21 protein-coding genes are annotated in these 17,828 nt (G+C 77.0%); 7 read left to right on the forward strand and 14 right to left on the reverse strand.

Annotation, left to right across the window (positions count from 1 at the left end):
• Positions 1 to 92: 92 nt before the first annotated feature.
• The 10 genes from IEY75_RS06050 to paaA all read right to left on the reverse strand — a co-directional run bounded on the left by IEY75_RS06050 (position 93) and on the right by paaA (position 6,708).
• Complete coding sequence (locus IEY75_RS06050) at positions 93 to 650, reverse strand: hypothetical protein (RefSeq protein WP_189113200.1); 558 nt, start codon at positions 648 to 650, stop codon at positions 93 to 95.
• An 18-nt stretch (positions 651 to 668) separates the two neighbouring features.
• Positions 669 to 827, reverse strand: a complete 159-nt coding sequence (locus IEY75_RS06055; RefSeq protein WP_189113201.1) for a hypothetical protein — start codon at positions 825 to 827, stop codon at positions 669 to 671.
• Positions 824 to 1,420, reverse strand: a complete 597-nt coding sequence (locus IEY75_RS06060; RefSeq protein WP_189113202.1) for a hypothetical protein — start codon at positions 1,418 to 1,420, stop codon at positions 824 to 826. Before IEY75_RS06060 ends, IEY75_RS06055 begins: the two co-directional genes overlap by 4 nt.
• A complete protein-coding gene (locus tag IEY75_RS06065; RefSeq protein ID WP_189113203.1) occupies positions 1,410 to 1,913 on the reverse strand; it encodes a hypothetical protein in 504 nt (167 codons plus the stop codon). Before IEY75_RS06065 ends, IEY75_RS06060 begins: the two co-directional genes overlap by 11 nt.
• Positions 1,910 to 2,683 carry a hypothetical protein gene (locus IEY75_RS06070; protein WP_189113204.1) on the reverse strand — a complete coding sequence of 258 codons (774 nt, stop codon included), beginning with the start codon at positions 2,681 to 2,683 and terminating at the stop codon, positions 1,910 to 1,912. Before IEY75_RS06070 ends, IEY75_RS06065 begins: the two co-directional genes overlap by 4 nt.
• Before the next feature lie 175 nt (positions 2,684 to 2,858).
• A complete protein-coding gene (paaE, locus tag IEY75_RS06075) occupies positions 2,859 to 3,971 on the reverse strand; it encodes a 1,2-phenylacetyl-CoA epoxidase subunit PaaE (RefSeq protein WP_229789383.1) in 1,113 nt (370 codons plus the stop codon).
• A 46-nt stretch (positions 3,972 to 4,017) separates the two neighbouring features.
• Complete coding sequence (paaD, locus tag IEY75_RS06080) at positions 4,018 to 4,512, reverse strand: 1,2-phenylacetyl-CoA epoxidase subunit PaaD (protein WP_444544004.1); 495 nt, start codon at positions 4,510 to 4,512, stop codon at positions 4,018 to 4,020.
• Positions 4,506 to 5,282, reverse strand: coding sequence for a 1,2-phenylacetyl-CoA epoxidase subunit PaaC (gene paaC, locus IEY75_RS06085; protein ID WP_189113206.1), 777 nt, complete (start codon positions 5,280 to 5,282; stop codon positions 4,506 to 4,508). Before paaC ends, paaD begins: the two co-directional genes overlap by 7 nt.
• Positions 5,279 to 5,578, reverse strand: coding sequence for a 1,2-phenylacetyl-CoA epoxidase subunit PaaB (gene paaB, locus IEY75_RS06090; RefSeq protein ID WP_189113207.1), 300 nt, complete (start codon positions 5,576 to 5,578; stop codon positions 5,279 to 5,281). Before paaB ends, paaC begins: the two co-directional genes overlap by 4 nt.
• The gene (gene paaA, locus IEY75_RS06095; RefSeq protein WP_373290216.1) at positions 5,575 to 6,708 is read right to left on the reverse strand and encodes a 1,2-phenylacetyl-CoA epoxidase subunit PaaA; all 1,134 of its coding nucleotides are present in this window, start codon (positions 6,706 to 6,708) and stop codon (positions 5,575 to 5,577) included. The genes paaB and paaA overlap by 4 nt, the downstream gene beginning before the upstream one ends.
• A gap of 217 nt (positions 6,709 to 6,925) precedes the next feature.
• Here paaA and IEY75_RS06100 point away from each other — a divergent pair, with 217 nt between their 5' ends.
• Positions 6,926 to 7,834 carry a serine hydrolase gene (locus tag IEY75_RS06100; protein ID WP_189113208.1) on the forward strand — a complete coding sequence of 303 codons (909 nt, stop codon included), beginning with the start codon at positions 6,926 to 6,928 and terminating at the stop codon, positions 7,832 to 7,834.
• Positions 7,835 to 7,919: 85 nt separating this feature from the next.
• Here the strand turns inward: IEY75_RS06100 and IEY75_RS06105 are convergent, their stop codons facing one another.
• Positions 7,920 to 8,765: a menaquinone biosynthetic enzyme MqnA/MqnD family protein gene (locus IEY75_RS06105; RefSeq protein WP_229789384.1), complete on the reverse strand. Its 846-nt coding sequence runs from the start codon at positions 8,763 to 8,765 to the stop codon at positions 7,920 to 7,922.
• Between the two features lie 245 nt (positions 8,766 to 9,010).
• Here IEY75_RS06105 and IEY75_RS06110 point away from each other — a divergent pair, with 245 nt between their 5' ends.
• Positions 9,011 to 10,231, forward strand: coding sequence for an outer membrane protein assembly factor BamB family protein (locus IEY75_RS06110; protein ID WP_189113210.1), 1,221 nt, complete (start codon positions 9,011 to 9,013; stop codon positions 10,229 to 10,231).
• 127 nt (positions 10,232 to 10,358) lie between these two features.
• On the opposite strand, the gene IEY75_RS06115 is transcribed toward IEY75_RS06110, so the two are convergent.
• Both IEY75_RS06115 and IEY75_RS06120 read right to left on the reverse strand, forming a co-directional pair.
• On the reverse strand, positions 10,359 to 11,612 hold the full coding sequence (locus IEY75_RS06115; protein ID WP_189113211.1) for a chymotrypsin family serine protease: 1,254 nt from the start codon (positions 11,610 to 11,612) through the stop codon (positions 10,359 to 10,361).
• Between the two features lie 65 nt (positions 11,613 to 11,677).
• Positions 11,678 to 11,962, reverse strand: coding sequence for a hypothetical protein (locus tag IEY75_RS06120; RefSeq protein WP_189113212.1), 285 nt, complete (start codon positions 11,960 to 11,962; stop codon positions 11,678 to 11,680).
• Positions 11,963 to 12,160: 198 nt separating this feature from the next.
• On the opposite strand from IEY75_RS06120, the gene IEY75_RS06125 reads away from it, so the two are divergent.
• Genes IEY75_RS06125 through IEY75_RS06135 form a run of 3 tightly spaced genes read left to right on the forward strand, consistent with a single transcriptional unit; the run spans position 12,161 to position 15,236 of the window.
• Positions 12,161 to 12,559 carry a hypothetical protein gene (locus IEY75_RS06125; protein ID WP_189113213.1) on the forward strand — a complete coding sequence of 133 codons (399 nt, stop codon included), beginning with the start codon at positions 12,161 to 12,163 and terminating at the stop codon, positions 12,557 to 12,559.
• A gap of 5 nt (positions 12,560 to 12,564) precedes the next feature.
• Entirely contained in the window at positions 12,565 to 14,598 is a 2,034-nt protein-coding gene (locus tag IEY75_RS06130; RefSeq protein ID WP_189113214.1) for a sensor histidine kinase, read from the forward strand.
• Positions 14,592 to 15,236 (forward strand): response regulator, encoded by a 645-nt coding sequence (locus tag IEY75_RS06135; RefSeq protein WP_229789385.1) that lies wholly within the window; start codon positions 14,592 to 14,594, stop codon positions 15,234 to 15,236. Before IEY75_RS06130 ends, IEY75_RS06135 begins: the two co-directional genes overlap by 7 nt.
• Before the next feature lie 66 nt (positions 15,237 to 15,302).
• Here IEY75_RS06135 and IEY75_RS06140 read toward each other — a convergent pair whose 3' ends face one another.
• Positions 15,303 to 15,941: a peroxiredoxin gene (locus IEY75_RS06140; protein ID WP_189113215.1), complete on the reverse strand. Its 639-nt coding sequence runs from the start codon at positions 15,939 to 15,941 to the stop codon at positions 15,303 to 15,305.
• A gap of 284 nt (positions 15,942 to 16,225) precedes the next feature.
• Between IEY75_RS06140 and IEY75_RS06145 the strand changes: the two genes are divergently transcribed.
• Positions 16,226 to 17,251, forward strand: coding sequence for a coiled-coil domain-containing protein (locus IEY75_RS06145; protein ID WP_229789386.1), 1,026 nt, complete (start codon positions 16,226 to 16,228; stop codon positions 17,249 to 17,251).
• A 159-nt stretch (positions 17,252 to 17,410) separates the two neighbouring features.
• Positions 17,411 to 17,785, forward strand: a complete 375-nt coding sequence (locus IEY75_RS06150) for a hypothetical protein (protein ID WP_189113216.1) — start codon at positions 17,411 to 17,413, stop codon at positions 17,783 to 17,785.
• The last annotated feature ends 43 nt before the right edge of the window (positions 17,786 to 17,828 follow it).

The raw sequence follows: 17,828 nt of genomic DNA on the forward strand, positions 1-17,828 counted from the left end.
GCTCCCGCGGGCGCGGGGTGCCGGAGTGGCGGTTCAGTTTCGGGCGACGCGGTGGACTCGCCGGTGAGCTGCTGGTGGGGTCCCCGAGCGGCTCAGCACGGCGTCGCCGCGGCGGCGACCGCCAGGCACACCGCCGCGGCCGCCCAGCCCACGGCCGCCAGCAGGTGCCGGCGGCGCCGGTGGGCGGCGTCCCAGGCGGTCGCGTCGCCGCCGGCCAGCACGGCCCACACCATCACGGTGCGGGCGGCGCCGAAGGCCGCCCCGAGCACCGGCGCGAGCCACCAGGGCGCCACGAGCAGCGCGCCGCCGAGCGCCACGTACGGCAGGTGGCCGGGCAGGTACGTCCGCAGCCCGGTACCCATCTCGAAGCCGAACCGCAGCGCCCCCGCCCCACCGGCGTCCACGATGATCGAGCTGGGTACCTGCCGGGCGTTCTGCGGCAGCCGCCAGCGCACCAGGCCGCCGTCGCAGGCCGCGCACACGAGGACCAGCAGCGCGTACAGCGCCCACCGCCACCCGGCCGGCAGCACCGCCTGCGCCACCGCGGCGGGCAGCAGGGCGAGCACCCCGGTCGCGGCCCCGCCGAGGACCAGCCCGCGGCGGAAGTACGCGGCACTCCGGTCACCCCGCCAGACCGACGAGGCCAGCAACGCGGCTGAGTTGTGGCTTCACACCGACCCGGACACCGAGTGCCCGGCGACGACGCAGAGGCCCACGGCGGCCACGACCGCGGCAGCCGGCCCGCCCGCGCCGAGTGCGGCGGCCGCCGCCCCGCCGGCCGCGCCGGCCACGGCCAGCGTCACCGGCAGCGGGCGGTACCCCCTCACGCCAGCTCCTGCCGGCAGCTCGTCGTCGCGTAGTGCGCCCGGCCGCTGTGCGCGTCGCGCACCCGGACGTACCCGTCCCAGCAGTTGATCGTCCGGCCCTGGCTGCGCCAGAACCAGCCGGCGTACCCGCCGCACGTCGGCTCCCACCCGTGCGCGTACGTCGCCCCGGCGGTCCGCACGGTGTCGGTGCGGTGCTGGCCGTCCTCGGCGCAGTAGCTGGCCGAGATCAGCTCCCGGCCCCAGCACGGGGTGTCGCCGGGGACGTCGACGTCCATGCAGCGCTGGGGGTGCAGCGAGTCGCGGGCCGGCGGCGCGGCCGACGCCGGCAGCCGCTCCCCGAGCCAGGTCAGCCCGGACAGCGCCAGCGCCCCGACGCCGGCCAGGGCGGTCCGCAGGAACGTCCGCCGCGCGAACCCGCCCGCCCGCGGCCACCCCCCGGGCTCGGGCCGCCCGCCGGTCCCGGCCGGACCGCCGGAGTCGGGCGGGCCGGCGGAGTCGGGCGGGCCGGCGGAGGGGGGCCGCCCGGCGGCCGGCCCGGCGCCGAGCTGGCCCGGGGTGAAGGTCGGGATGTCGACGAAGAAGTCAGCGCTCACCGGGTACCGCCGTCCCGTCCGCGGCGAGCGCCGCACACAGCTCCTCCAGCCGCCGGACGGACCCGACGGGCTCGGTCGACCGGACCGCGCCGTGGTGGTCGACCACGGCCAGCGCCGGCTGGTAGGCCAGCAGCAGCGGCGCCGACAACTGGGACTGGAGGACCAGCCGGTCCTCGGGGTCCAGCTCCCAGTGCGCGGACCCGTCGGCGCTGAGGACCGCGGTGTGCAGGCCGCGGGCGCGCAGCAGCCGGGCGGCGTTGCCCCACGCGGGGAACACGGTGCGGCAGGTGCCGCAGCTCTGCGCCACCACGAGGACCACGGTCCGCGCCCGCGGGGCGGCCAGTTCGTGGACCCGCGCCGGGCCGGCCAGCCCGGCGGGGCCGCCCGGCCCGCGCAGCTCCCGCACCTGGACCGTGAGCGCGGCGTAGCCGGCGGCCAGCAGCCCGATGGCCACCCAGGACAGCGCGAGCGCCGCGGTCAGGACGCCGGTCACGACGGCGCCCCGGCCCAGTCCACGCGCAGGGATTCGAGCAGGTCGGCGACGCTGGCATCGGAGGCGTCGGCCTCGATCCCGCGCTCGTCGCGGACCATCGCCACGGCTGTCGGCCCGGCGTGCACGAAGTAGCCGCCGGTACCGGGCGCGAAGCCGGCGGTCGTGGTCCAGAGGCGCCCGTGCGCGACCGCCTTGCCGGGCGTCGCGGGCACGAGTCCCGCGGCCTCGGCGCGCGGGTAGACGGTGAGCGTGCCGACGCCGGCCACGTACTGCCGGCCGCACACCCCCCAGAGCCGGGTGTCGCCGCGCGTCCGCAGGACCAGCCCGCCCGGGGCGTCGGCGGGGTCCAGGTCGGCGAGCAGCGCGACGAGGTCGGCCAGCCGCGGCGGCGCGCCCGGGCCGGCGCACATGAGGTCGTGCCGGGCGCCGCGCAGGCCGGCGAGCCAGCGCGGTTCGGCGGCGGTACCGCCGGAGCGCAGCGCCAGCTCCCGCCCCCGGTAGGTGACCGCCTCGACCGGGGTGGGGAACTCGGCCGCCCGCAGGCCCAGGTAGCCGGCGGCGCCGACGGTGAGGCCGACCGACGCCCGCGGGGAGGTCGCCCGCAGCGACCAGAACCAGTCCCCGGACAGCGCGCCGACCCCGCTGACGGCGACGACGGCGCCGTCCGGCGCCCGGCCGGTCTGCCGGCGCCAGGCGCGACCCGACCGGGTCGGCTGGACCGGCGGCGGCGCGTGCTCGGGCGCCACGGCGCCGGACATGCGGTCACGCAACGCTCCACCCCCAGGATCACCGGCCGTCCGTGCACCATATTCGATGAGATCATCGGCGCCGTCCAGCGGCCGTTCGGCCCCGGCCGCCCTCGCCGCCGGGGTCGACGCGTAGCAGGTCAGGACGTTCCGGGCCAGGCGGACACGAGGTGTCGGTGGATACCGGTCAGGGCGCGCCTCAGGCGTCGAAGTCGACCGTCAGCGCGTCGGTCAGCGGCGTCGACTGGCAGGTCAGGACGTACCCGCGGGCCAGCTCGTCGGGCTCCAGCGCGTAGTTGTGCGCCATCTCCACCTTCCCGACGGTGACCTTGGCGCGGCAGGTGGAGCACACGCCGCCCTTGCAGGCGTACGGCAGCTCGGCGCGCACCCGCAGCGCCGCGTCCAGCACCCGCTCGCCGCGCGCCATCGGGAACGTCGACGCGCGCCCGTCCAGCAGCAGGGTCACCTCGGTGTCGCCGGCCGCCGCGTCCACGACCGGGGCCGGGGCGGCGGACGCGGAGGCGACGAAGAACAGTTCGCTGTGCACCCGCTCGGCCGGCACGCCTCGCTCCCGCAGCAGCGCGTGCGCCGTCTCGACCATCTCGAACGGCCCGCACAGGAACCACTCGTCGATCCCGGCGGGCGGCACCAGCGTGGCGAACAGCCGGGCCAGCCGGTCGCGGTCCAGCCGGCCCGAGAGCAGGGCGGCCTCCTGCGCCTCCCGGGAGAGCACGTGCAGCACGTGCAGGCGGGCCGGGTACCGGTCCTTGAGGTCGGCCAGCTCCTCGGCGAACATCACGCTGCGCGCGTACCGGTTGCCGTACAGCAGCGTCACCGTGCTGTCCGGCTCGGTCTCCAGGGCGGTGGCGGCCAGCGACAGGACCGGCGTGATCCCGGACCCGGCGACGATCCCGGCGTACCGGCGGGCCCGGCCCGGGTCGAACTCGGTGGTGAAGTGGCCCAGCGGCGGCAGCACGTCGATCGTCTGGCCGACCCGCAGGTGGGCGGCGGCCCAGGCCGAGAACGAGCCCCCGGGGATCGCCTTCACGCCGATCCGCACCGTCCCCCCGGCGGCGAGCGCGCGCGGCGTCGAGCAGATCGAGTACGACCGCCGCACCTCCTCGCCGGACTCGTCCACCCGGCGGACCGTCAGGTGCTGCCCCGCGGTGAACGCGAAGTCCCCGCGCAGCTCCGCCGGTACGGCCATGGTGATCGCCAGTGCCTCGTCGGTGAGCTGGTCGATCGCCGTCACCGGCAGCGCGTGGAAGACCGGCCGGCGGCGGGTCGGCTTGCGGACGGTCACGCTGGACAACGCCAGCCTCCTCGGTCGCGGGTGGTCACAGGGGCTTCGCGGGTGCTCACAGGGGCTTGAAGTGGTCGAACGGCTCGGCGCACGCCCGGCACCGGTGCAGCGCCTTGCAGGCGGTCGAGCCGAAGCGGCTCAGCACCTCGGTGTCCGGCGAGCCGCAGCGCGGGCAGCGGGCGGCCAGCGTCAGCGGCACCGGGCCGGCGCCCCGGGCGGCCGGCGGCGCGACGCCCGCGGCGGCGAGCTTGTCCCGCGCCGCGGCCGTCATGTCGTCGGTGGACCAGGCGGGGTCGAGCACCGTCTCGACCCGCGCCCGCGGGTAGCCGGCGGCGGCGAGCGCCCGCCGGATGTCGGCGCGGATCGCGTCCATCGCCGGGCAGCCGGTGTACGTCGGGGTGATCGTCACCGTGACGCCGTCGGCGTCCACGGCGACGTGGCGCAGGATGCCGAGGTCGGCGATGGTGACCACGCGCAGCTCGGGGTCGGCGACGGCGCCCGCCGCCGCCCACGCCCGCTGCGTCGCCGCCGCCGTCGCCGCGGTCACCAGCGGGCGCCCGGGTGCGCGCGGTGCAGGGACTGCATCTCGGCGAGCAGGTAGCTCAGGTGCTCGGTGTGCAGGCCGTCGCGCCCGCCGCCCGGCGCCCAGCCGTCGGCGGGGCGGGCGAGGGTCGCCTCGGCGAGGACGGCGGTGACCGTGCGCTCCCAGTCCGCCCGCAGCGTCGCCGGGTCGATCGGGCCGCCGGCCAGCGGCGCGAACAGCTCGTGCGTGTACGGCCACAGCGCGTCCACCGCCGCCTGCGCGCGGCCGTGCGACTCGGCCGTGCCGTCGCCGAGCCGGCGCACCCAGGTGGCGGCGTGGTCGAGGTGGTACGCCACCTCCTTGCGGGTCTTGGCCGCGATGGCCGCCAGTCGCGGGTCGTCGGCGGCGGCGAGCCGGTCGTACAGCGGCACCTGGTACGCGGCCAGCAACAGCAGCCGGGTGACGACGTGGGCGAAGTCGCCGTGCGGCAGCTCGGTCAGCAGCGCGTTGCGGAACTGGCGGTCGTCGCGCCGGTACGCCAGCGCGTCCTCGTCCAGCGGCCGCGCGGCGACCGGCAGGGGGCCGCCGGTCCGCGCTGGCAGGGCCGTGTCGGGCACCTCGGCGGCGTAGGACAGCAGCAGCCGGGCGGCGCCGAGCTGGTCCAACGCGATGTTGGCCAGCGCGATGTCCTCCTCCATGGCCGGCGAGGACGCGTACCACTCGCCCAGCCGCTGGGCGGTGACCAGGGCGTCGTCGCCGAGGGCGAGCAGGTAGTCGAACAGGCCGGGGCGGCTCACAGGTGGGCCACCCCCTCGGGCACGTCGTAGAAGGTGGGGTGCCGGTACACCTTGTCGGCCGCCGGGTCGAAGAAGGCGTCCTTCTCGTCCGGGCTGGAGGCGGTGAGCGCCGCGGCGGGCACGACCCAGATGGAGACCCCCTCCTGCCGGCGGGTGTACAGGTCGCGGGCGTGCCGCAGGGCCAGCTCCGCGTCGGGGGCGTGCAGGCTGCCGACGTGCCCGTGCGACAGCCCGCGGCGGGGCCGCACGAACACCTCCCACAGCGGCTCGGCCGGGGTGGGGGTCTGGCCGGTCACGCCGGTACCGCCTCTCTGTCGCTGGCCCGCTTCGCCGCGTAGGCCGCGGCCGCCTCCCGGACCCACGCGCCGTCGGCGTGCGCCTGCCGCCGGAACGCCATCCGCTGCCGGTTGCACGGTCCGTCGCCCGAGATGACCCGCATCAGCTCGTCGTAGTCGGGCTGGGTGTAGTCGTACGCCCGGCGCTGCGCGTTCCACCGCAGGTCGGGGTCGGGCAGGGTCAGGTTCAGCGACCGCGCCTGGTCGACGCACATGTCGACGAAGCGCTGGCGCAGTTCGTCGTTGCTGAACCGCTTGATCTTCCAGGCCATGGACTGGGCCGAGTGGGTGGAGTCGGCGTCCGGCGGCCCGAACATCGCCAGCGACGGGTACCACCAGCGGTCCACCGCGTCCTGGGCCATCGCCCGCTGCCCCGGCGTGCCGTGGCCGAGGACGTGCAGGACCTCGTACCCCTGCCGCTGGTGGAACGACTCCTCCTTGCACACCCGGATCATCGCCCGGGCGTACGGGCCGTACGAGCAGCGGCACAGCGGCACCTGGTTGACGATGGCGGCGCCGTCCACCAGCCAGCCGACCGCGCCGACGTCGGCCCAGGTCAGGGTCGGGTAGTTGAAGATCGAGCTGTACTTCTGCCGGCCGCTGACCAGCATCTCCACCAGCTCCTCGCGGGTGATGCCCAGCGTCTCGGCGGCGGCGTACAGGTACAGCCCGTGGCCGGCCTCGTCCTGGACCTTGGCCAGCAGGATCGCCTTGCGCTGGAGCGAGGGCGCCCGGGAGATCCAGTTGCCCTCCGGCTGCATCCCGATGATCTCGGAGTGCGCGTGCTGGGCGATCTGCCGGATCAGGGTCCGCCGGTACTTCTCCGGCATCCAGTCACGGGGTTCGATCTTCTGGTCGGCGGCGATGACGGCGTCGAAGTACGCCTGGAGCGCGGCCTCGTCGGCGTCGGCGGCGGCCCGCCCGACGGTACGGCCGGCGGCCTCGGCCAGCGCCGCCTCGGCGGCCGCCACCTCGCCCAGCAGGCCCTCGCCCAGCGCCGCGGCGGCGGCGTCGGCGTGCGCGGTGTCCCGATCAGGGTCTTTGACCTGATCAACGCCCTCGTCGGGCGGCCCGAAATCATTCCCGTACACCCCCCCAGTGTTACAGCTACGGGCCACGGGCGCCAAGCGGTGTCACAGTCGGGTACCCCGGGGGGCCACTCGGTCGGACCTCGCCGGCCGACCGCCCGAACCCTGCCGGGCCCCCGGCCAACTCATCGACGGCGGCTCTAGACTTCGCACACCCCCGCACCACCCCTCGCGCGGCATACCCCGCCGCGACGCACGTCCCCCTCGGAGAACAGCCCCCATGACGCGCCTCCCCCAGGCGTCGGCGGCCACCCGGAAGCCCCGGGTGCTGCGCATCGGCGCCGTCCTGCTCGCGCTGGCCGTGGCCGGCGGCGTAGCCGTCAGCTACCTGCGGCCGTCGGCCGTGGCCGGCAGGCCGGCGTGGGTCGGTGCCGGCGCCGGCACCGGCGTCAGCGCCCCCGCCGGCACCCCGGCGCCGAAACCCAGCCGCGCCGCGGCGCCGCTGGCGGTCCGGCCGGTGCGGCTGGCGCTGCGGTCCGCCGGGGTCGCCGAGTGGGCCATGCTCGACCGCCGCAGCGGGCGGGTGTTCGGCTCGACGGGCCTGTCCACGACGAACCGCACCGCCTCCCTGATGAAGGCGTGGATCGCCGCCGACTACCTGCGGCGCCGCGCCGCCGCGGGCGAGACGCCGACCGCGGCCCGGATGGAACAGCTCAGCCGGATGATCCGCGACAGCGACAACGAGGCCGCGATCGCGCTGTACGAGGCCGTCGGCAACCTGGAGTCCGGCCGGCGGATGATGCGCCTGTGCGGCCTGACCGACGGGGAGCCCAGCGGCGACTGGAGCGTGGTGCAGCTCTCCGCCCGGGACATCGCCCGGCTGGGCGGCTGCATCGCCGGGGGGCGCGCGGCCGGCCCGACGTGGACCGGGTGGCTGCTCGACGAGATGCGCGCGGTCCGCGGCGTGGGCGACTTCGGCGTCCGGGACGCGTTCACCGGGCGCACCCGCGCCGGCATCGCGATCAAGAACGGCTGGGTGGTCCGGGAGGACACCGGCCTGTACGAGGTCAACTGCCTGGCCATCGGCGACCGCTGGAGCGTCGGCGTCGTCACCCGCTACCCGGCCGAGCTGGGTCACGACTACGGCGCCGGCCTCTGCAAGAAGGTCGGCGCCGCCCTGCGCGCCTGACCGCCCCGCCGGCCGGGACCGGGTACCGGCCGGGACCGCGCCGGTCCGGGTCGCGCCGGGTCGGTCCGGGGCGCGCCGGGTCGGCTCAGCCGGCGAAGAAGGACGGGCCCTCGGGCGGCAGCGGCGGCGCCTCGCCCAGCGCGGCGGCGCGGCGGGCGAACTCGCACAGGCCGGCGACCTGCCGCGGGCCGAGCGCGAAGTCGATCACCCGGAAGTACGCCGCCAGCGTCGCGGGCGACAGCTCCTCCCAGCGCGCCGCGGCGGCGGCGACGGTGTCCAGTTCGGCCAGGCACAGGTCGCGCGAGCGCAGGAACGCCTCGTGCACCTCCTTGACCATCCCCGGGTGCGCCTGCGCGAACTCCCGCCGCACCGCCCACACCGCGAAGACCATGGGCAGGCCGGTCCAGTCGCGCCACTGGGCGCCGAGGTCGACGACCTCCAGGCCCGCCGGGGGGTGCAGCCGGGCGCGCAGCGCCACGTCGCCGATCAGGACGCCCGCGTCGGCCTCCAGCATCATCTGGGTCAGGGCCGGCGGGCAGCGGAAGTAGCGCGGGGTCACGCCGTACCGCTGGCCGAGGACCATCCGGGCCAGCAGGACACCGGTGCGCGACGTGGAGCCCAGCGCGACCCGCCCGCCGTCCAGCGCGGCCAGCGGCCTGGTGGTGACCAGGTTCACCGACTGCACCGGCCCGTCGCTGCCCACCGCGAGGTCGGGCAGCAGCAGCAGGTCGTCGGCGTGGCGCAGGTACTCGACCAGCGAGATCGGGCCGATGTCGAGGTCACCGGCGACGAGCGCGGCGTTGAGCCGGTCCGGGCTGTCCTTGGACAGCTCCACGTCGAGCAGCGCGCCCGAGCGCATCAGCCCCCAGTACAGCGGCAGGCAGTTGAGAAACTGAATGTGCCCCACCCGCGGCCGTCGCACCCCACCCATTCCCCCACGGTAACCGGCCCGCGGCGGGCGCCGCCGCCAGGGTGATCGAGGGCCTTTGCGCCGCATTGACGCCGGTTTCCGCAGGTCGGCGGCGGTACCGGTCGCCCGGCGCGGGCGCGGGCGGCCGGGGCGGGACCGCGGGGACGGAAAGTGGGGGGTTGTGACCACCGCCGGGTCACGACACCATCGCGGGTGTCCACCATGGTGCGCCGCCGCGGCGCGCCACCGGCAGGCGGGAGCCGCAGATGACCGACCGTGAACCGCCCGGCCCCCGCACCGCCGGTCCGCCCGGCCCCGGACCGTTCGGCCGCCGGGCCGTCCTGGCGGGCGCGGCCGCGGCCTGGGCGCTCGGCGCGGCCGGCCCCCGCGCGGCGTGGGCGGTGCCCGGCGGCAGCGCCCGTGCCGGCCGGGGCGGAGGCCGGCCGGTCGCGGACCGCGACCGCGCGTGGTCGGACCGGCAGCTCTGGTCCGTGGCGCGCGGCCCGGACCCGGTCCGGTCGGCGCCGGTGGTCGGCGGCGGCCGGCTGTACCTGGCCCAGGGCACCGCGGTCCGCGCCCTGCGCGCCGACACCGGGGCGGACCTGTGGCGGCACCCGGTCGACGACCTGCACTCCACCGACCTCGCCGCGACCGCCGACGGCGTGCTCGCCCTGCACCAGCGGCGCCCGGTCGGCCCCGCCGGGGCGCGCAACGTCGCCCTGCGATCGCTGGCGGGGGCCGACGGCGCGCAGCGGTGGCGGCTGCCGGCCGACAGGCACACCGGCGCGCTGGGCGTCCGCGGCGACCGGGTCGCGGTCCACCTCATGACCCTCAAGGCGAACTACCACGAGGCGTGGACGTGCCGTCTGGCCGACGGCGGCGATTCGCGGCTGGTGCCGGACCACTACCCGGTCGCCGCGGTGGACCCCGACGGCCCGGCCCGGCTGCTGTACCAGTCCACCGACGACGTGCCGCAGCTTTCCCTGCGGGACCTGGCCACCGGCGCCGCGCGCTGGCGGCACCCCGGCGCGTTCGCCCCGGTCCCGGGCTGGGACCTGGGCGGGTACCTGGTGGCGCTGCGGCACGACCCGGACTTCACCCGGACCCTGGTCCGCCTCGACGCCGGCACGGGCGCCGCCGGCTGGGAGCTGCCGCTGGGCGAGGTGGTGGTCGTCGGCACCGCCCGCCGGGGGAGCACGGGGTACCTGGCCACCGAGGCCGGGGTCCTGGCGGTGGACCTGGCCCGCGGCGCGGTGTGCTGGCGGTGGGACGGCGGCGGGCGGGTCACGGGCCTGCTGGCGACCGCCGCCCACCTGCACGCCACCCGCCTCGACGGCAGCGGACCCGACGAGCTGGTGTCCCTGCGCGCCGCCGACGGCGGCCCGGCGGCCCCTGCCCTGCCCGGCCCGCTGGGCGCGCTGACCGCCGACGCCGGTGCGCTGTACAGCGTGGGTCCCCGCCGGATCACGGCACTGCGCCCGGCCTAGCCGCCCCGCGGCCCGGGTAGCCCCGCGCCGCCCCCGACGCACGCGCCGCCGGCCGGTGCGGGCCGGACGCGCGCGGGCGGCGGATCCCGGTCAGGGATCCGCCGCCCGCGGCACACCGGTGCCGGTACTAGCCGGTGATGATGGTGGAGTTGTGCCGGACGAGCGCGTTGGGCACGTCGGCGTACCACATCCGCCAGGCGCAGATCCGGTTCCCCTCGCCGGTGCAGGCGACCTGGGTGCCGCCGTCGATCGCCGTGTTGGTACCGAGCGCGCGCGCCCGGTTGCCCTCGTCGGCGAACGCCGGGCCGCCGCTGTCGCCCTGCCCGACCGCGTTCTGGCGGTAGTACTGCTCCGCCCGGACCAGCGGGTACACCCAGCCGATCCCGGTGATGTTGACCCACTCGTTGGTCCGCACCACCTGGATGGCGCAGCGGGTGCCCGAGAACGAACCCGACGTGCAGATCCACTGCCCCGCGAAGCTGTAGCCGGCGCCGGTGACCGGGAACGACGCGGACGACGTCGTGCCGCCGACGTAGATCCGGCCGCCCGCGCTGACCGGGATCACCATCGTGTCGGCGCTGGCCACCTTCGCGGTGGCGTAGCCGATGTGCCGCCCGGTGGGCGTGGTGAACCGGTCGCCGTTCTCCCCGCAGTGCGCGGCGAACAGCAGGCCCGTGGCCCCGCTGGAGCGGCTGCGGATGCCGAAGCCGGCGGTGCAGCGGCCGCCGCGGGTGGCGTTGTGCACCCGCGAACCGCCCCAGAACGGCGGCGAGTCGTCGAGGCGGTGGTACGCGGGGTCGGCGGCCCTGCCGGTGCCGACCCGCAGGGCCACCCCGGCGGTGCGGGTCGCGCTGGCGGCCCGGGCCCCGGTGACGGCGCCGCTGACGCCGACCTCCAGGGCGGAGCCGTCGGTCGCCGCGGCCAGCCGGACGACGCGGGCACCGTCCACGGTGCCCGCCCGGGTCAGCTTCGTGGCCGCGGCCCGGAGCTGCCGGGCCGAGTACCGGGCCGACCGCACCTCGGCGCGCGGCGCCAGCGCGGCCACCTTCGCCGCCGTGGACCGGGACATGCCGCCGTGCCAGAACAGGTTGATCCGGCGCTCGCTGACGGCCAGCTCGATGCCGGTGAAGCCGGCCTGGCCGCCGGTGGCCCGCTGCAGCCTGGTCGCCTGGCGGTACAGGTCCGTCTGCGCGGCGGCCAGGGCCGCCCACGACGCGAACCCGGCCGGCGGCGCCCCCGCCACGTCCGCCATCGTCGCCGTCCGGGTCGACTTGCGCGGCGCGGCCTCGGCAGCGGCCACACCGCCGAACGCCGACACGGCGGCGGCGGCGACGACGGCGACCAGGCGTACCCCGGCCCGCCGTGAACTGATGTGCTTCATGGACATCCCCATCCCCCCTGATGGAACCGGACATTTCACCAGCACAGCACAGGGCTGCGCCGCGTCTACGGGCGGCCTGCGCCGCGGGTGCAGTGCACGGGGAGGGGCCGGTCCGCGTACAGGCGCTCGACCAGGCTGCGGGCCCACGCCGAGCGGCGCGCGGCCGTCTCGGGGTGCTCGCCGTACGACGTGGCCATCTCGGCCAGGCAGCCGCGCAGCCCGCCGTGCACCCGGACCGCGGCGCGGATCGCGTCGTCGGCCTGCCGCCGGCTGGCCGGCACGCCCGTCCCCAGGCTGCTGGCGAACAGCGCCTCGACCCGCGCCGCGGTGAACATCTCGGTGGCGTTCATCCGGCTCACCCCCCTGCCTCTCGTGCTGTCGATGCACCCACGTTCCCGCCGCGGGCGCCCCGGCCGACAGGGACACCTGTCCCGGCCGGGCGGGAGGTCCGCCCGAGCGGCTGCGCCGGGCCGCCGCGCGGCGGCAAGCTGAGGGCAGGGGACATCTCCCGGCCGGCGGCCCGCCGCCGGGGACATCAGGAGGTAGCCATGAGCCTGGAGTGGCCAGTGATCGCGATCAGCGGCAACGACCGCTGGGCGCGCACGTTCAGCAGCGAGGACGACCTGCGCGTGGCGATGACCGCCCGGCCCGAGCTGCGCGGGCGGGTGGACTTCTACGACGCCCGGGCGACGCGGGCCCGGGTGGGTGCCGGCGGGGACCTGCTGGTCCCGGACCGGCGGTACGCGGGGCACCCGGCCGCCCTGCGGCGCCGGATCAGCGGGGTGCTCGGCGCCGGGATCCAGCGGGCCGAGGTGCCCGACCTGATCGGCCTGTTCGCCGAACCCGAACCGCCGACCGCGCCGACGGCGGTGCCCGGGGGCGGTCCCGTCCTGGCGCTGGCCGCCGGCCACCGCTGCAACTTCTTCTGCCGCCTGTTCCGGCACTGACGGCCATGGCCCTCGGGGTGCGGGCGGCGGCCGGCGGCGTCCTGGCCGCCGGTCTCGTCGCGGCCGGGTTGGCTGGCGGCGGCGGGCGCGGGGTGCCCGAGGACATCTGGCAGTGGACGGCGCTGGCACTGGCGTTCCTGCCGTTCGGCCTCGTCGTCGTGCGGCGGCACCCCGGCCACCGCGTCGGCCGCGGCATGGTCGCCACCGGCGCGCTGGCCGGCGCCGAGGTCGTCGCCCTGTGCGGCAACGCGTGGGCGCCCGCGGCCTGGCTGAGCCAGTGGCTGTGGTTCCCGCCGTACGCGGCGATCGGCCTGACCCTGCTCGTGTTCCCCGCCGGCCGGCTGCCCTCGCCGCGCTGGCGGGCGCTGCCGCCGCTGCTGGCCGGCGCGGCCGCGGTGTCGGCGGCCGCGCTCGCGGTGGCCGCGCTGGACCACCCGTTCGACCTGCTGACCGGCGACGAGCCGGTGCTCACCGACCGGGCGCGGGCCGCGCTGGCCGTCGCCCGGTACGCCACCGCCGCCTGCCTGGCGCTGCTGCTGGTGGCCGTCGCGAGCATCGGCCTGCGCTGGCGGGGCGCGCGCGACGAGCGCCGCCGGCAGCTCGCCTGCCTGCTGGCCGGCGGGCTGGTCCTGCTCGCCGGGATCGCGCTGAACATCGCCACCGTGCGGTGGGCCGGCGTCTGCGCGGCGGTCGCGCTGCCGCTGGCGATGACCGTGGCGGTGCTGCGGTACCGGCTGTACGCGCTCGACCAGGCGATCAACCGGACCCTGGTCTGGCTGATCATGAGCTTCCTGGTGGTGACCGGCTTCCTGGCGCTGGTGTACGTCCTGCGCGAACTGCTCCTGCGCGCGTGGTCGCCGGCCGCCGCCGGCCAGTCCAACCTGCTGGCGACCGTGGCGGTGGCGATCTGCTTCGGACCGGTGCGGCGGCGGGTCCAGCACGGCGTCGACCGGCTCGTCTACGGCGACCGCGACGACCCGTACCGCGTGATCGCCTGCCTCGGCGACGTCCTGGGCCGGACCGTCGAGCCGACCGCCCTGCTGCCGATGCTCACCGACGCGATCGGCCGGTCGCTGCAGGTCGGCTACGTCGCCGTCGAGCTGACCGGGACCGCCGCCCCGGTCGAGTACGGCACCTGCTGCCCGCACGTCGAGGCGTTCCCGATGGTGGCCCACGGCGAGTACGTCGGCCGGCTGCTGGTGGCCACCCGCAGCCCGGGCGCCCGGTTCGGGCGGCGGGAGCGGCGCCTGCTCGCCGACGTGGCGACGCAGGCGGCGGTGGCCGCGGAGTCCACCCGGCTCACCCGCGACCTGCAGCGCTCCCGCGAGCGCCTGATCGCCGCCCGCGAGGAGGAGCGGCGGCGCCTGCGGCGCGAGCTGCACGACGGCCTCGGCCCGACCCTGACCGGCATGGCCATGCAGGTGCGGGCGGCGAGCCGGCTGACCGCCGACCCGGACCGGGTGGCCGGACTGCTGGCGGCGCTCGCCGACGACCTGCGGCTGGCCAGCGCCGAGGTCCGGCAACTGGTGGACGGGCTGCGCCCGCCGGCCCTGGACCGGGGCCTGGCGGCGGCGCTGCGCGACCAGGTCGCGCGCTTCGACTCGCCTGCCCTCGGGGTGTCGCTGGACGTCTCGGGCGCCGAGGGCGAGCTGCCGGCCGCGATCGAGGTGGCCGCCTACCGGATCGTCGCCGAGGCACTGCACAACGTGGCCAGACACGCCCGCGCGCGGACCTGCCGCGTCGCGGTCCGGCGGGGGCGGATGCTGGAGCTGACGGTGGCCGACGACGGCGTCGGCATCCCGGCCGGCGTGGCGGTCGAGGGCGCCGCGGGCGCCCGCGCGGCGCAGGGGTCGGGGGTCGGGCTCGGGTCGATGCGGGAGCGGGCGGTGGAGCTGGGCGGGGACTGCACGGTGGCCACCGGCCCCGGGGGCACCACGATCACCGTCCGGCTGCCGGGCGGGGCGACCGCGGCCGGCCCGGCGCCGACGCTGCCGGTCGCCCGGGCGGCGGTCGGCGTGGGAGGGGCGGAGCTGTGCTGAGCGACCTGCGCGTCCTGGTGGTTGACGACCACCCGGTGTTCCGCCGGGGGCTGGGTGCGCTGCTGCACCTGGAGCCGTGGGTGGCGCAGGTCGCGGAGGCGTCCACGGTCGCCGACGCGCTGCGCGAGGCCACCGGCTGCCGGCCGCACGTGGTGGCGATGGACCTGGCGCTGCCCGACGGCGACGGGATCGAGGCCGCGGGCCGGCTGCTGAAGCTGGTCCCCGGGGTGCGGGTGCTGATCCTGACGATGACCCGCGACGCCGGGGTGGCCGCGCGGGCCCTGCGGACGGGCGTGCACGGGTACGTCGTCAAGGACGCCGACCCGGACCTGGTGGTCGAGGCCCTGCGGACGGTCGCGGCCGGCGGCAGCGTCCTGGGTCCGGGGCTGGGGCCGGCGCTGCTGACCGGGCCGGCCGGGCCGCCCGCGCCGTTCGACCGGCTGACGTCCCGGGAGCGCGACATCCTCCGGCGGCTGGCCGCCGGGGCGTCCAACGCCCGCATCGCGCACGCGCTGGGCCTGAGCGAGAAGACGGTCCGCAACCAGCTCTCGGCGGTGTTCGCCAAGCTGGGCGTGGCCGACCGGGTGCAGGCCGCCCTCCTGGCCCGCGACGCCGGCCTGGCCGACACCGCCCGCTGACCGGGCGGGCCGGCCCGGCGCGCTGGCGGGCCGCGCGGCGGGCCGGCGACGGTCCGCCGCGGACGGTCAGCGGTTCGGCTGGGGCGTCACCCGCAGGTAGGGCTTGCGGGCCTCGAAACCCTTCGGGAAGCGCGCCCGCGCCTCCTCGTCGGACAGCGCCGGCACGACGATGCAGTCCTCGCCGTCGCGCCAGTCCGCCGGGGTGGCCACGGCGTACCCGGCCGTGAGCTGGAGCGAGTCGATCACGCGGAGGACCTCGTCGAAGTTGCGGCCGGTCGAGGCCGGGTAGGTCAGCGTCAGCTTGATCGTGTTGTCCGGCCCGATCACGAACACCGAGCGCACCGTCAGCGTGTCGTCGGCGTTCGGGTGGATCATGTCGTACAGGTGCGCGACCTTCCGGTCCGGGTCGGCGATCAGCGGGAAGTTCAGGGCGTGCCCGGTGACGTCCTCGATGTCCCCCGCCCAGGCGCGGTGCTCCTCCAGCGAGTCCACCGAGACGCCGGCCACCTTGACCCCGCGCCGGTCGAATTCGGGCTTGAGCCCGGCCACCCGGCCCAGTTCCGTCGTACACACGGGCGTGAAGTCCCTCGGGTGTGAGAACAGCACGGCCCAGGCGTCGCCCTTCCAGTCGTGGAAGTCGATCGTGCCCTCGGTGCTCGATGCGCTGAAGTCCGGGGCCTTGTCGCCCAGCCGCAGGGTTGTCATAGTGATCCCTTCCGATGCGTCACAACCGTCGGGGCGGAACCTAGCGCGTTCCGGCGCCGATCGGGAGTCCCGGGCGGCCGGTTGTCCACCGACAGTGGCGCGCCGGGGGGGTGCCGCGCCCACCGGTCGCGGTGGCGGTTCGCCCGGGGGCGACACGCCTGACAGAATGCACCCGACCGGTCGGTAGCCGGGTTGCGGTACGGTCACCGATCGGCGATCGTCCCCCGCCCCACCGCCGCAGCCCGACGCACCACTGCCTCGCCTTGTCCCGGGAAGGTACTTCGTTGGTCCGCACCCGCCTGTCCGCCGGCCTCGCCGCGCTCCTGACCGTCGTCGCCGGGGCGCCGGCCGCGGCCGCTCCCCCGCCCTCGCCCACGCCGAAGGCGACCCCGACGGCGACGGCGCCCAAGCCCAGCGGCGAGGAGAACTCCCCCCTGCTGCGCGACGTCCTGGACCAGGTCGGCCGGGGCTGGTCGGTCGCCAAGGCCAACGCCGAGTCCTCGAAGCGCCGGCAGGAGGCGCTGGCGGCGCAGGTGGCGGCGGCCCAGAAGCGCCACGACGCGCTCCTGCCGCAGGTCTCGAAGATGGCCGCCGGCTCGTACCGGATCGGCCGGCTGGGGATGGCCGCGACGCTGCTGGAGAACGCGGACGCCGGCACGTTCGTCAGCCGGGCCACCCGCCTCGGCGAGCTGAACACGATCAACGACACCAAGCTGCACGAGCTGAACCAGGCCATCACCGAGCTGAACCGCGCCCACCAGGCGCTGGCCGCCGAGGCCCAGGAGGAGCAGCGGCAGCTCACGATCATGGACAAGCAGAAGCGCGAGGCGGAGAAGGCCCTGGCGCTGGTCGGCGGCCGCGGCCTGACCGGCGGCCTGGTCAGCGCGCGCTCGCCCGTCGCCAAGGCGGCCCCGCGGGCCGCGGACGGTACCTTCCCGCCCCAGTCCTGCGACCTGGACGACCCGACGACCGGCGGCTGCGTGACGGCCCGGACACTGCACGCGTACCGGGAGACCAAGCGGGCGGGGTTCAACCGCTTCGTCGGCTGCTACCGCCCCGGCGGTCCGTTCGAGCACCCGAAGGGCCGCGCCTGCGACTGGTCGCTGCTGCGCCGCGGCTTCCGGCCGGCCGCCAACCAGGACGAGAAGATGTACGGCAACAACCTGACCGCGTTCCTCGTCCGCAACGCCGACCGCCTGGGGATCCTCTACGTGATCTGGTACCGCCAGATCTGGTTCCCGGCCACCGGCTGGGCCGGCTACAGCGGCGACAGCGACCACACCGACCACGTCCACATGTCCATGCTCTAGCGGTCCGCCTGTGCGGAGGGTGAACACTCCGCCACGGCTATCTACTATGGACACGGCCCGCACCCGTCGCTAGCGTATCGACACACATCGAAGTGCGGTCAACGGGGCGTGCACGGACCGTCGCTGCCCCGCGCACCCACCGTGACGGGGGAGGGACGCGTGCCGCACATCGCCACGCTCGCGTGCCTGCTCGCCACGCTGGTCTTCGGCGGCCTCCCGCCCTGCGCGGCCCACCACCACACCGCCGCCGGCCACACCGCCGCCGCGGTCGCCGCCGCCGCCGGACAGGGCGGCCACACCGCGGCCCGCGCACCCGCCCGCACCTGCGACACCGCGGCCGCCCCGACGACGCAGGCCGGCGACCGGTGCACCCACCTCGCCGACGCCGTCGACGACTGCTGGTGCCCCGCCGACCAGTCCGGCCGGCGCGCGCCCGCCTCCACCCCCGCGCCGTCGGCGTACGCCCGGGGGGACCACACGGACCGGGAGATCCGGGGCGCGCGCGCCCCGCCGCGGGAGCGAGGCGGGCGCTAGCCCGCACCCCGCCATCCGCACCGCACCCGCGCGCCGCAACCAC

The organism is Pilimelia terevasa, from assembly GCF_014647915.1.
GTDB classification, from domain to species: domain Bacteria; phylum Actinomycetota; class Actinomycetes; order Mycobacteriales; family Micromonosporaceae; genus Pilimelia; species Pilimelia terevasa.

Bases quoted from the DNA above. Each gene is read 5' to 3' on its own strand.
- IEY75_RS06110 (WP_189113210.1), top strand. From the start codon at position 9,011: ATGACCGACCGTGAACCGCCCGGCCCCCGCACCGCCGGTCCGCCCGGC.
- IEY75_RS06115 (WP_189113211.1), bottom strand. From the start codon at position 11,612: ATGAAGCACATCAGTTCACGGCGGGCCGGGGTACGCCTGGTCGCCGTC.
- IEY75_RS06140 (WP_189113215.1), bottom strand. From the start codon at position 15,941: ATGACAACCCTGCGGCTGGGCGACAAGGCCCCGGACTTCAGCGCATCG.
- IEY75_RS06120 (WP_189113212.1), bottom strand. From the start codon at position 11,962: ATGAACGCCACCGAGATGTTCACCGCGGCGCGGGTCGAGGCGCTGTTC.
- IEY75_RS06100 (WP_189113208.1), top strand. From the start codon at position 6,926: ATGACGCGCCTCCCCCAGGCGTCGGCGGCCACCCGGAAGCCCCGGGTG.
- IEY75_RS06130 (WP_189113214.1), top strand. From the start codon at position 12,565: ATGGCCCTCGGGGTGCGGGCGGCGGCCGGCGGCGTCCTGGCCGCCGGT.
- IEY75_RS06125 (WP_189113213.1), top strand. From the start codon at position 12,161: ATGAGCCTGGAGTGGCCAGTGATCGCGATCAGCGGCAACGACCGCTGG.
- IEY75_RS06105 (WP_229789384.1), bottom strand. From the start codon at position 8,765: ATGGGTGGGGTGCGACGGCCGCGGGTGGGGCACATTCAGTTTCTCAAC.